The organism is Emticicia fontis (assembly GCF_054779675.1).
This window is the reverse complement of the sequence record NZ_BAAGXU010000002.1, coordinates 85,231-98,057: the sequence shown is the minus strand read 5'-3', so window position 1 is coordinate 98,057 and position 12,827 is coordinate 85,231. Positions and strand designations below refer to the sequence as shown.

Below are 12,827 nucleotides of genomic sequence, written 5' to 3'. Positions count from 1 at the left end.
TTTACATATGAAATCATTCATAAAATATATAACCTTAGGGGTCGCTGTTTTGGTGGGAGTATCGGCTTGTGATGTAAACCGACTGCCTGAAACAAATATCAGTGACGAAACTTTCTGGCGTTCAGAATCTGATCTGAAATCTGCTGCCAATTATTTGTATACGTTTTTACCGGCTTTCAATACGGAAGATGTGTGGTCTGATGATGCCGTTGGTCTGGCATCCAATAATATCAGCGATGGTTCCCGTCTGGCTCCGGCTACTGATGGAAATTATAGTAACCCTTATGTATTAATCAGAGCTGCCAACAATATCATTGAAAAAGCACCTCGTGCCACCTCTGCCGGACAAGCCGTAATTGACCGTTATGTAGCCGAAGCACGCTTTTTCAGAGCCTGGGCTTATTACTCATTGGTTCAGAAATATGGTGATGTGCCTTTAATTCTGAAAACACTTGAAGATAATTCACCGGAATTAACAGCCCCTGCTGCGTCAAGAGCAGAAATTTATACACAGATTTATCAGGATTTAGATTTTGCCGCCAGCAAATTGCCAACACCAACAACTTTGGGCACTGCAGATTATGGCCGTATCTCAAATACTGCGGCCAATGCATTCAAAGCAAGAGTGGCACTTTTTGAAGGTACACGCGCAAAGTTTCATAAATATGGCGATCCTAACGCGCATCTTACCTTAGCCGTAGCTGCCGCAAAAGCAGTAATGGATAGCAAACAGCACGATCTATTTGCAAACTATTTCAATTTGTTCCAATATGAAGGAGAAGGCCGTCAGAATCGTGAGAATATAATTGTAAGACAGTATGGTGTAACCGTAGCTGACCGTGTAAGTACACACGCATATTATAGAGGGAGTCTGGAAAATGGTAACCTGAGCCCAACCAAGAGTCTGGCTGATTCTTATCTGATGAAAGATGGTTTACCAATCACAAAATCGCCTTTATATAAAGCTCCAGTAGCATCTTTAGATGTATTTGCCAATCGTGACGAACGTATGTCGGCTACTTTTATGAAAAGAGGTGATGCTTATATGGGTACTAAACCTGTGTTTGATATAGCTCCATTGGTATTTAACAAAACCGGTTTTACTTTCCGTAAGTACTCAAACATCGATGACTGGACAACGCAGGCGTCTTTGATGGACCGTGATATTTTACGTTATGGAGAAGTTTTAGAAACTTACGCAGAAGCCAAATTTGAATTAGAAAACCAGATCAGCGATGCCGATTTAGATATTTCTGTCAATCTATTGCGTAACAGATCAAAAGTAGCTAAACTTACTAATGCATTTGTTGCCGAAAATGGTCTGGATATGAGAGAAGAACTTCGTCGCGAGCGTCGTGTAGAATTGGCACAGGAAAGTTTACGTTACTGGGATCTTATCCGTTGGAAAACCGCTGAAATTGAATTGCCAAAACCAGTTTTGGGTAACTATTTCTTCAAAGACGAATTCGGAACTACTACCACTGTAAACGTTACGCCTGAGAATTTTATTCTGGTGCAAGCCGCCAGCTTCCGTAAATTTGATCCTACCAGAGATTATTTATGGCCGCTACCAATCAATGAAATCTCATTGAATGGAAATCTGAAACAAAACCCTAAGTGGTAATGAAATGATAGGAATAATCCCGAAGCAATTCGGGATTATTCTTTATTCTGATTTTGAAGAAGTAGATTTGTTATTATAAGCAATCAAAGTAAGTAGTTATATACTATTTAGCCTTGTCCGATAAAATTACCACACCAGCAAAACATCAAATTCAACCCCAACCAAACAAACCAATGGAGAAAAGATTTTTCATTTTTCTGCTTTCATTGCTCTTTGTATTTAATGCCTCGGCGCAATTGGTTTATCTGAAAGAGGAGACAAAAATGCCGAATCACCCACGCCTCCTATTGCTGCAAGGTGAAGAAAAAACTATCCTTAAAAACATTGCTTCTGACCAGAACTGGACAAAGATTCATCAGGTTATTCTGGCAGAAAGCGACCGTCTTCTCACGCAACCAACTTTAGAACGTATTCAGATTGGCCGCCGCTTATTAGATAAATCAAGAGAATGTCTTCGAAGAGTATTTTATCTTTCGTACGCTTATCGAACAACAAATGATAAAAAATATTTCAATCGGGCAGAACAGGAGTTACTAAAAGTCTCACAGTTCACTGATTGGAACCCGACTCACTTTTTAGATGTAGCCGAAATGACTATGGGTGTTGCCATCGGTTATGACTGGTTGTTTAATGATTTATCCCAATCATCCAAAGACATAATAAAAGAAGCCATTCTTAAAAAAGGCATAGAACCCTCATTAGACAGTAAATATAACTATTGGTTAAAAGGCTCAAATAACTGGAATCAGGTTTGCAATGCCGGAATGAGTTATGGAGCTTTGGCTATTTATGAAGAAAACCCGACCCTGGCCCGACAAATCATTGACAGAGCCGTTGGCTCTATTCAACTCCCGATGGCTGATTATAAACCCGATGGTGCTTATCCCGAAGGATATAGTTATTGGGGCTATGGCACAAGTTTCAATGTGATGTTTATCAGTGCCATTCAAAAAGTGTTCAATACAGATTTTGCTTTATCACAAACGGAAGGTTTCCTGAAAACCGCTGGTTACTTTCAGAATATGGTGGGTACATCTGGTAAAAACTTTAATTATTCAGATGCAGGTAGTGGCGCTAGTCTGAGTCCTGCGATGTTCTGGTTTGCCAATCATAATAAAGATAACAGCCTTTTATATGTAGAGAAAAACTACCTGAATGACAGCAAATCTATGGGGAAAGACCGTCTGTTACCGGGGGCTATGATCTGGGGAAAAGATATGTCGCTCGATAAAGCCAGTACACCTAAGCAATTAGTCTGGGTAGGGCAGGGGAAAAACCCGGTAGCATTAATGCGTACCTCATGGACAGACCCCAACGCTATTTACGTAGGCTTCAAGACAGGGTCTCCATCTATTAGTCACGGGCATATGGATGTGGGCTCGTTTGTAATGGATGCCAATGGCGAACGCTGGTCAATGGATTTTGGGATGCAGGAATATGAATCGCTGGAATCAAAAGGCGTAAATCTTTGGGGCATGGCACAGAATTCTCAGCGCTGGCAAGTGTATCGATATAATAATCTCGCGCATAGTACTTTGGCTTTTGATAATGAATTTCAACGGGTAGAAGGGAAAACAGCCATTCAGCAATATACTACTCAGCCCAAATTCCTAAGTGCAGTCAGTGATATTAGTGCGGTTTATAAAGGCAAAGCCAATGAAGTAAAGAGAGGCGTAGCTATTATAGACCAGCAATATGTAGCTGTAAAAGATGAGATAGGCACTGCCGAAAATCCGACCACTGTTCGTTGGGCAATGCTGACACCAGCAGAGGTAAACATTGAAGCCAATGGTATGGCCACCTTAACGCAGAAGGGTAAGAAATTACAGATAAAAGTACTGGAACCTGCCAATGTTACCTTGAAAACATGGTTGACTCAAGGTTCACACGATTATGATGCCCCTAATCCTGGAACTACTCTGGTAGGCTTTGAATCATCCTTACCTGCCAATACAAAAGTGAATTTAACCATTTTATTAATTCCCGAAGGAGCGAAAACTGGCACTAAACAAACCATTCCGGCCTTGAAAGACTGGAAATAAAATATATTGAGTGATTGTTTGAATTAGTGATTGAGTGATTAGAAATAAAATATATTTGGTCAACACAATTTTAATCACTCAATCGCTCATTCACTCATTCACTAAATTCTTAACTTATGAAAACCTTCCTCTCATTTATATTCATATGCCTCAGCCTGTTTTGTCAGGCACAGGTAACACCACGAAATATTATTGGCACTAAATACTCAAAGGAATCTTATCAATCTGGTATCATTCCTAAAATTCAATGGAAGCCGTATCCTAAAACTCCTGAAGAATGGAAAGCAGCGTTACCTGACTCATTGATTCAGTCGATTATTAAAGCAGGTGAAGCAACTGCTAAGAAAGAAATGCCTCAGATGTCGGCAACCATTCTGATGAACTATGTACGCTCGGGAGACCGTGAAGAACATTCAAAAATATCCTTTGGACGTCGTGTCAATCTGATGGATTTGGTATTGGCCGAATCTGTTGAGGGAAAAGGACGATTCACAGAAGACATTATGAATTATGTATGGGCTATCTGTGAGGAGACCTTCTGGGGTGTTCCGGCTCACTTAGGTGTACAAAAAGCCAAAAATGGTTTGCCCGATTCTGAAGACCCGATTGTAGATTTATTTGCTGCTGAAACTGCTTCTGTCTTAGGATTAACAGATTATTTCGTTGGCGAAAAACTGGATAAGATTTCACCACTTATCCGCAAAAGAATTTATGCTGAAACCAATCGTAAAATATTTGAGCCAATCAAACAGGTAGAAAGATATGGTTATTTAAGCAAAAAGAATCCGGTTAATAACTGGAATCCGTGGATAGTCTCTAATCTGCTAATTGCTGATTTATTTCTGGAGACAGACGAAACCAAAAGAGCGTCCAATGCTTATACCTATTCTACTTTCATGGATGCTTATTTGAATAGCCTTGGTGATGATGGTGGTTGCGACGAAGGCCCAAGCTATTGGTTTGCAGCGGGAGCTTGTGTGTTTGATGCACTAGAAACTTTATCAAGTGCTTCAAATGGCAAGATAAATATCTACGACCAGCCCATAGTTCAGAAACTGGCAGCTTATATCTATAAAACGCATATATCCGACGACTACTTTGTGAACTTTGCAGATGCTGACCCAAAACTCCGCCCTGACGGACTCATGCTGTATCGCTTCGGACAAGCACTGAACGATGATAAGCTGACTCAATTTGGTTTATGGGCTTTTGATAGATTCCCCACTACGGCTACTTCAAATGGTAGTTTCCATCGCATGAGAAGAATCGCCAATATCCTGACACTAAACAAGATGCCAAAGACTACGGTAACGTATAAACCAAATGCCGATGCATGGTTTAATGATATTCAGGTATTGACAACCCGTGCTTCAAATGGCTTTTATCTGGCTACTCATGCAGGCCATAATGCTGAAAGTCATAATCATAATGATGTGGGCGATTTCCTGCTTTATGCCAATGGAGAACCAATTATTATTGATGCGGGGCGTGGCAATTATACTGCCCGCACTTTCTCATCAAAGCGTTACGAATTGTGGTTTACCCAATCGCAATACCATAACCTGCCTATCATTAATGGCAAAGGGCAATTAGCCGGACGCCAATACGAAGGGATAAATGTAAAAAGCACTGTAAACGACAAAGAAGCTACTTTGAATATGGATATTGCGCCATCGTACGATAAATCAGCAGGTGTGCAATCATGGAACCGTACGGTAAAATTGAATAAAACTAAAAATCAGGTTGAAATTACAGATGATTATGCTTTAGCCCAGAAACCAAGCTCTTTGGAGCAGGTGTTTATGACGGTTTGCGAAGTAAACACTGATACACCGGGTAAGATTATATTATCTACTCCCAAAAAACAGAATGTAACACTTTTGTATGATGTCAAAAACTGGACAGTCTCAACAGACCTGCCATCGACAGAAGGTATGGAGTATAAAAGTTTTAAAACCAAATGGGATAATCACCCCGTTCGTCGGATTATCCTGACAAACAAAAGCTTGTTGCAAAAAGGTAAAAATGCCTTTACTGTAATAATGAATTAGTACAATACAAATAATTATTCGCTATATATGCCGACTTCTTTTAGAATCGGCATATTTTTTTATATCATACTACTTCTCCTTAAAAGTAAAAGCTACTATCAACAACAAAATACTCACTAGCCCAAGAGCCAATGGCAATGAAGTAATTTCAGCAATAAAGCCAAGTAGGGCAGGGCCAGCCAATTGTCCTATATAGCCCAATGTAGTTACTCCTGCAATGGCAGCACTTGGTGCCATATCCGGTAGATTTCCGGCAGTACTGAAAAATACCGGAACAATATTCGCACAACCAATACCGACTAATACAAAACCAATAATTGTGGCAATGCCGATAGGAATAATGACTGCCATTAATAGACCTGAAGCCGCAATAAGCGCCCCATAAAGCACCACCGTTTGAGGATTGAATCGGTTAATTAACTTATCACCTGATATACGCATTGCCGCCATTGCCACCGAAAAGGCTGCAAACCCAATACCAGAGGTAGATTCCGTAAAATTTCTGTGAAATTTCAGAAATACTGCACTCCAATCTAATATGGCCCCCTCAGCCAGAAATGCCACAAAACACATTAAACCCAAAATCAAGACTCTGCCTTTTGGAATAATCAAGGTAGAAGTTTCCACTTGCTTCTCTTCTGAATGAGGCAATAAATTGCTGTATTGGCTAACTGAAATTAGCACTAATAAAGCAGAAATAGAGAAAATGGCAACAGTAGAAGATAAACCTAAGCCTAGGAAAAAGCCTAATCCTAAAGAGCCAATCAGTCCGCCCAGACTAAAGAATCCATGAAAAGAAGACATAATATATTTGCCTGTCCGCTCCTGAATAATTACTGCCTGTGCATTCATAGAAACATCAATGGCACCAATAGCCACTCCAAATAAATAAAGCGAAATTGCTAGTTCAATACTTGTGCTGGCAAATAGGAGTAAGGGTAATACAGAAGCAATCATTAATGCAGCTATGAGCATAATCAATCGGCTGCCATATCTATTAATTAATGAACCTGTAAAAGGCATTATTGTCATAGCACCCGCACCTAAACATAATAATATCAATCCAAGGGCAGCATCATTTAGTTGAAGCCGGATTTTAGCTAATGGAACCATCGGTACCCAGGTAGCTAAGCCAATACCGCAGACCAGAAAAATAGCCAGGGTGGAAATACGGGCATTACGGAGTTTTTTTTGTGTGAATAAATCTTCTGTTACGGAGCTTTTCATAAAAATAAGGTAAGGTTCAAGTATTCATTCGTCAAAGAAATGAACATTTTTAGAAACAAGCGCATATTTTAAAAAAAATTATTAATTGCTTTTTAATCTATGATTAAATTCTCAATTTTACGATGAGTATTAACTAGCCCGTGAAATCTAATTGACCCCGTCTGGTAAAATTTTCAGTGTACAAACTTTCCCGAAAAGTCTTGATTAAGTTTAATCTTTTTTAATTGGAATTCACACTTGTCAGAAGATTAGGCACAAACTGTCATCGATAGAATAGGATTATCCAAAGAATTTTTAAAATATTTTAAAAATCTTTATTCCTTTTTTTTCAGTATTCAAAAAAAAGCTAAGTGTTTGATTTTTAGAGAGTATCTTCTTGAAATTACCCTTTTCATTGAATGATTTTTTTAGAAATATTCTATGGTGGAAGAATTTGCTAAACCGTTTTTGTTTGTATTTTTCTAAGAATATTTAAAATGATTTAGGGATTTTTGCGAGTTAATTGACTATACATATTAGAATTCATACGTTGAAAACTGACCTACCTATAATGAAGTACCATAAACTTAGTGATGAAGAATTGGTGGATTTCCTAAAGAGCGATAATGAAACCGCTTTTGAAGAAATATATAATCGGTATTGGTATAAATTGTTTGGTGTAGCCTATCATGAAATTGGAACCAAAGAAGAGGCCGAAGAATTAGTGCACGATTTATTTGAGAGTCTATGGAACCGCCGTCAGTCAAGTACAATCAGGCATTTAAGTTCTTATTTAGTAGTTTCTATCAAGCATTTGTCAACAAACTACATCAAGTCGCAAATTACACAAAGAAAATACCAGGAGTATCTGATATTCAGTCAGTTACAACAATCATACTCAACAGACGAAACCATTCATTTTACTGACCTGTCAAAGGCAGTAGAGGAAGCTATGAAAACGCTCCCTGAAAAGAGTTGCGAAATCTTTAAGTTAAACCGTTTTGAAAACCAGTCAGTAAAAGATATTGCCAGCCGGATGAATCTCTCTGAAAAGGCAGTTGAATATCACCTGACCAAAACGCTTAAGGTCTTAAAAGAACAGCTCAAAGCTTACCATAGCGATAATTGATTTTTTGTTAAAATTAAAGATTCCGTAATCTACGGGCCCTAGGTCTATGAACCAGCACGAATTCGACAAACTCTTAGAAAAATATTTAGCGGGTGAATGTGATGCGGAGGAGGAAAAACTGATTTGGGAATGGCAGGAAAATATGCTTAAAAATAGTCAGTTACTTTTAAACTCGGAAGAAAAAGAGGCAATTAAAAAACGCTTGTGGAGCAGAATTTACAGTAATACTATTGGCCTATATGAAGAAGAGATACCTAGCACTAAAGGTAAAGTATTTACAGTTCTGAAATGGGGTATTGCAGCCATGCTTTTGATTGGGTTGGTTAATATTTTTCTGGTCATGAAAAATAAGAAAGAAGAAGCATTTGCAGATGCATCTTCTTCTCAACATACCAGTGGTATTGAGGTTAAAAATACCTCAGGCACCGACACCGAAATAAAGCTGGAAGATGGTACAGTAGTAAGACTAAAAAAGAGTAGCAGCATCAGCTATCCAAAGCACTTTGGAAAAGAAACGCGTGATGTTTATCTGAAAGGAGAGGCTTTTTTTAAAGTGAAGAGAAACCCTAATTCACCTTTTATTGTGCATACCGGCGATCTGGTAACGGAGGTTTTAGGAACAAGTTTCAATGTAAAATCGTATGATAACGCTAAAGCCATTGAAGTATCTGTTACCTCTGGTCGGGTATCAGTCTATGAAATGACTGAGAAGATATCAGATAAGAAAAACGGAGTTATCCTTACACCTAATCAGAAAGTAGTTTTTGATAAGAGTTCGAAGAAAATAACTCCGGGTATTGTAGAACACCCGATTGCTCTTACTTCAATTGCTGACAAGATAAGCTTTGTTTTTGAAGATACCCCTTTACCACTGGTATTACAGAAACTAAAAGATGTATACGGTATTGAAATAATTGTAGAGAATCAGGATCTGAATCAATGTGCTTTTACTGCCGATTTAAATGATTTACCATTAAGTACACAATTGGAATTAATCTGTCGGACAGTTAACGCAAGATTTGAGCAAAGAGGCACTAGTTTCTTTATTAGTGGCGAAGGGTGTAAATAACAAAGCGACCATCTATTCAACCTTAATAAATCAAAACAATCACCAAAACATTAAAATAACAAAACCTAAATGAAAACATGAAACGAAAAAAAGCCGACAATGTTCGCACATCATCGGCCTTGCTAAACTCTCAATCGAACGGCAATTCGGTATCTGAGAGCTGAGTTTTTACCTATCACAAGTATAAAAACAACCTAAATGTATGAAAAAAGACGTACGTAGAAAAAATTTTTTGCTCAAAGCAATGAAAATTACGTTTACTCAACTCTTGATGGTCGCCCTCTTTAGCGGACTTTCCTACGCCTACGATGTGAACGGGCAGGAAGTTCTTAAGACGAACGTTTCGCTAAGGATAGAGTCACTTGAAGTTAAAAAAATTCTGAGCCAAATAGAAAAACAGGCTGATGTGAAGTTTGTGTATAGTTCGAATACTATACGATTGAATCAAAAAGTATCAATAGTGGTAAGTAACAACTTAGCGCAGGTACTGAATGATTTATTTGCACCGCTTCAGATTTCTTATGAGGTTATAGGCGACCGCATTTTACTGCGTAAAAAGTCTGAATTGAAAAAAATGTCCCACATTGATGAATTAAGAATGCAGAATGGGGAGATAATTGAGCAAACAGTAAAAGGAAAAGTAACCGAAGCCGATAAGAGTGATGCGTTGCCAGGTGTAAGTGTATTGATTAAAGGTACTACAAAAGGAACTACTACCGATGCCGACGGTAATTATTCCTTGGTTGTGCCAGATAACCAGGCAGTATTGGTTTTTAGTATTGTTGGTTTTGAACCGCTTGAAGTAATTGTTGGCAACCGTACTACTATTGATATTGCTATGAAACCTGACGTAAAGTCTCTGGGTGAAGTAGTAGTAGTGGGTTATGGTGTTCAGAAAAAAGAAACTGTAACTGGTTCGGTTGTAAGTGTGAAAGGTACTGAATTGGTTAAATCACCTGCAGTAAACTTAAGTAACTCATTAGCTGGCCGTCTTCCGGGTGTTGTTGCCGTCAACAGAAGTGGAGAGCCAGGTGCTGATAACTCTACTATCCGTATTCGTGGGGCTAATACCCTTAATAATAGCGAAGCCCTTATTGTAATTGATGGTATTCCTAACCGTGCCGGTGGTTTATCTCGTTTGAACCCGGCTGATATCGAAACCATCTCTGTATTGAAAGATGCTTCTGCTGCTATCTATGGTTCACGTGCGGCCAATGGTGTTATCCTGATTACTACCAAAAGAGGTAAAACAGGTAAACCTGAATTATCATACTCATATAATCAAGGATGGGCACAGGCGACAGTTATTCCTAAACTGGCAAATGCTTCACAATATGTTCAGATGTTGAACGACCTTGATATTTATCAATTACCAGTAACTGAGTGGGCTGCGGCAAATCAGGCATACAAAACAAATGGTGTATTCAACAGACCTAATGGTGAAGTAAGAAAGGCTCCTTTCTCACCAACTGATATTCAGAAATATGCCGATGGTTCAGACCCTTGGTTATATCCGAATACAGACTGGTATAAAGCTACTTTGAAAGATTGGTCTCCTCAATCACGCCATAATGTACAATTGAATGGTGGTACAGAGAACATCAGATACCTGACTTCATTAGGTTATCAGAAACAAGATGCGTTCTACAAACAATCAGCGACTGCTTACGAGCAATATGACATCAGAGTAAATCTAGATGCGAAGATTAATAAATATATCAACGTACAGGTTGGTTTAATGGGTCGTGAAGAGTTCAGACGTTATCCAACAAAACCTGCAAGTGCTATCTTCCGTATGCAAATGCGTGGTAAACCGCATCAACCAGCTTACTGGCCAAATGGCTTACCAGGTCCGGATATTGAAAATGGTGAAAACCCTGTGGTAATTACTACTAACCAAACAGGTTATGAACATGACAAACAAGATTATTTCCAGACTAACGGACAAATAGAAATTAAAATCCCTGGTATTGAAGGTCTTAAATTTACAGGAACAGCTGCTATTGACAAACGTATCCGCTCACAAAGACGTTGGGAAACACCTTGGACTTTATATGAAAAAGGTACAACTAATAACCCTGATGGTACACCAACATTGGTTGCCAGCAAACGTGGTCCGGCTGAGCCTCGCTTAACATTAGGTAACGAAACACAGTTGAACGTATTATTAGGTGCTATTGGTACTTATGAGCGTAAATTCGGCGATCATGGACTTACTGTGTTAGCAGGTACAAACCGCGAAACTATTGATGGTACAAACTTCAACGCCTTTCGTCGCTACTTTATCTCTACAGCTATTGATCAACTATTTGCCGGTGGTGACTTAGAGAAAAACAACGGTGGTGGTGCTTATAAGACTGCCCGTTTGAATTATTTTGGTCGTGTGGCTTATAACTTCCGTGAAAAATATCTGGCTGAATTCTTATGGCGTTATGATGGTTCAGACATCTTCCCTCCACAAACACGTTATGGTTTCTTCCCTGGTGTGATGGCAGGTTGGGTATTGTCTGAAGAAAACTTCATCAAGAAAGCACTTCCTATGGTTAGCTATTTGAAATTACGTGCTTCATGGGGACAAATGGGTAACGACCAGGTATATCTACCAGGCACAACTACTGCTGCTACCTATCAGTACTTATCAACCTATGGATTCCGTAGTTATATCATCAATAATACAGAAACCAAAACTTTGTATGAAACACGTATCCCTAATAACAACATTACTTGGGAGATTGCAAACAATGCTGACTTAGGTTTAGAAGGTTCATTGTTCAATGGTAAATTGAATTTTGAATTCGATGTTTTCTCAAACAAACGTACCAACATCTTATGGTTCAGAAACGCTTCTGTTCCTCAATCAACTGGTTTGACACTTCCTGCTGAAAACATTGGTGAAGTATCTAACAAAGGTTGGGAGTTCAACATCGGTTACCGTAGCCAGGTTGGCGATTTCAAATATAGTGTGAGTGTAAATGGTGGTTATGCGAAAAACAAAGTATTGTTCTGGGACGAAGCTCCGGGAGCACCAGATTGGCAACGTACTACTGGCCGCCCGATGAATACCTACCTTGTTTATCAATATGATGGTGTATTCAAAGATCAGGCAGAAATCGATGCTAACCCAATTAATTACAAAGCTATCGTAAACCAGTTACGTCCTGGGGATATGAAATACAAAGATGTGAATGGTGATGGTAAAATTACGCCAGACGATCAGGTTCGTAACGATAACACAACATTGCCATTGTTTCAGGGTGGTGCTAATATCACAGCCTCATACAAAAACTTCGACCTTGCTATCTTATTTCAGGGTGCAGCAGGTGCGAAACAATATGTAAGTGCTGGTGAGTCTGGTAACATCGGTAACTTCTTGCTGGATATTTATGAAAACCGTTGGACAATTGATAATCCAAGTAGTGTACACCCACGTATTGCTAACCGCAGTGACCAATACTATTCAAATGGAAATACTTATTGGTTAAGAAGCACAGACTATATCCGTCTGAAAAACTTCGAGGTTGGTTATACGCTTCCTGCTACAATAGGTTCAAAAATTGGTATGACTAATTTTAGAGTTTATGTGAATGGACTAAATATGTTGACATGGGATAAACTGAAAGTGTACGATCCTGAAACTGATAACTCAACTGGTCAGTACTATCCGCAGTCAAAAGTTATTAACGTGGGTCTAACAGCAACATTCTAA

At 39.0% G+C, this 12,827-nt stretch carries 7 protein-coding genes; 6 read left to right on the top strand and 1 reads right to left on the bottom strand.

From position 1 onward, the window contains the following. The first annotated feature begins 7 nt into the window (after positions 1-7). The 3 genes from ACYVFA_RS01590 (at position 8) to ACYVFA_RS01580 (ending at position 5,717) form a co-directional block, all read left to right on the top strand. Positions 8-1,624, top strand: a complete 1,617-nt coding sequence (locus ACYVFA_RS01590) for a RagB/SusD family nutrient uptake outer membrane protein (RefSeq protein WP_460470034.1) — start codon at positions 8-10, stop codon at positions 1,622-1,624. Between the two features lie 173 nt (positions 1,625-1,797). Beyond that, positions 1,798-3,666 carry a heparinase II/III family protein gene (locus ACYVFA_RS01585; RefSeq protein ID WP_460470033.1) on the top strand — a complete coding sequence of 623 codons (1,869 nt, stop codon included), beginning with the start codon at positions 1,798-1,800 and terminating at the stop codon, positions 3,664-3,666. Between the two features lie 116 nt (positions 3,667-3,782). Beyond that, complete coding sequence (locus ACYVFA_RS01580; RefSeq protein ID WP_460470032.1) at positions 3,783-5,717, top strand: heparinase II/III family protein; 1,935 nt, start codon at positions 3,783-3,785, stop codon at positions 5,715-5,717. Between the two features lie 69 nt (positions 5,718-5,786). Here ACYVFA_RS01580 and ACYVFA_RS01575 read toward each other — a convergent pair whose 3' ends face one another. Next, complete coding sequence (locus tag ACYVFA_RS01575; RefSeq protein ID WP_460470031.1) at positions 5,787-6,944, bottom strand: MFS transporter; 1,158 nt, start codon at positions 6,942-6,944, stop codon at positions 5,787-5,789. Between the two features lie 550 nt (positions 6,945-7,494). Between ACYVFA_RS01575 and ACYVFA_RS01570 the strand changes: the two genes are divergently transcribed. The 3 genes from ACYVFA_RS01570 to ACYVFA_RS01560 all read left to right on the top strand — a co-directional run bounded on the left by ACYVFA_RS01570 (position 7,495) and on the right by ACYVFA_RS01560 (position 12,827). Next, positions 7,495-8,052 (top strand): RNA polymerase sigma factor, encoded by a 558-nt coding sequence (locus ACYVFA_RS01570; protein ID WP_460470030.1) that lies wholly within the window; start codon positions 7,495-7,497, stop codon positions 8,050-8,052. 46 nt (positions 8,053-8,098) lie between these two features. Next, complete coding sequence (locus ACYVFA_RS01565; RefSeq protein ID WP_460470029.1) at positions 8,099-9,121, top strand: FecR family protein; 1,023 nt, start codon at positions 8,099-8,101, stop codon at positions 9,119-9,121. Positions 9,122-9,323: 202 nt separating this feature from the next. Next, positions 9,324-12,827, top strand: a complete 3,504-nt coding sequence (locus ACYVFA_RS01560; RefSeq protein WP_460470028.1) for a TonB-dependent receptor — start codon at positions 9,324-9,326, stop codon at positions 12,825-12,827.

What these genes read in the sequence shown, in the direction of transcription:
- ACYVFA_RS01590 (WP_460470034.1), top strand. Translation starts at nt 8, where the DNA reads ATGAAATCATTCATAAAATATATAACCTTAGGGGTCGCTGTTTTGGTG.
- ACYVFA_RS01585 (WP_460470033.1), top strand. Translation starts at nt 1,798, where the DNA reads ATGGAGAAAAGATTTTTCATTTTTCTGCTTTCATTGCTCTTTGTATTT.
- ACYVFA_RS01580 (WP_460470032.1), top strand. Translation starts at nt 3,783, where the DNA reads ATGAAAACCTTCCTCTCATTTATATTCATATGCCTCAGCCTGTTTTGT.
- ACYVFA_RS01575 (WP_460470031.1), bottom strand. Translation starts at nt 6,944, where the DNA reads ATGAAAAGCTCCGTAACAGAAGATTTATTCACACAAAAAAAACTCCGT.
- ACYVFA_RS01570 (WP_460470030.1), top strand. Translation starts at nt 7,495, where the DNA reads ATGAAGTACCATAAACTTAGTGATGAAGAATTGGTGGATTTCCTAAAG.
- ACYVFA_RS01565 (WP_460470029.1), top strand. Translation starts at nt 8,099, where the DNA reads ATGAACCAGCACGAATTCGACAAACTCTTAGAAAAATATTTAGCGGGT.
- ACYVFA_RS01560 (WP_460470028.1), top strand. Translation starts at nt 9,324, where the DNA reads ATGAAAAAAGACGTACGTAGAAAAAATTTTTTGCTCAAAGCAATGAAA.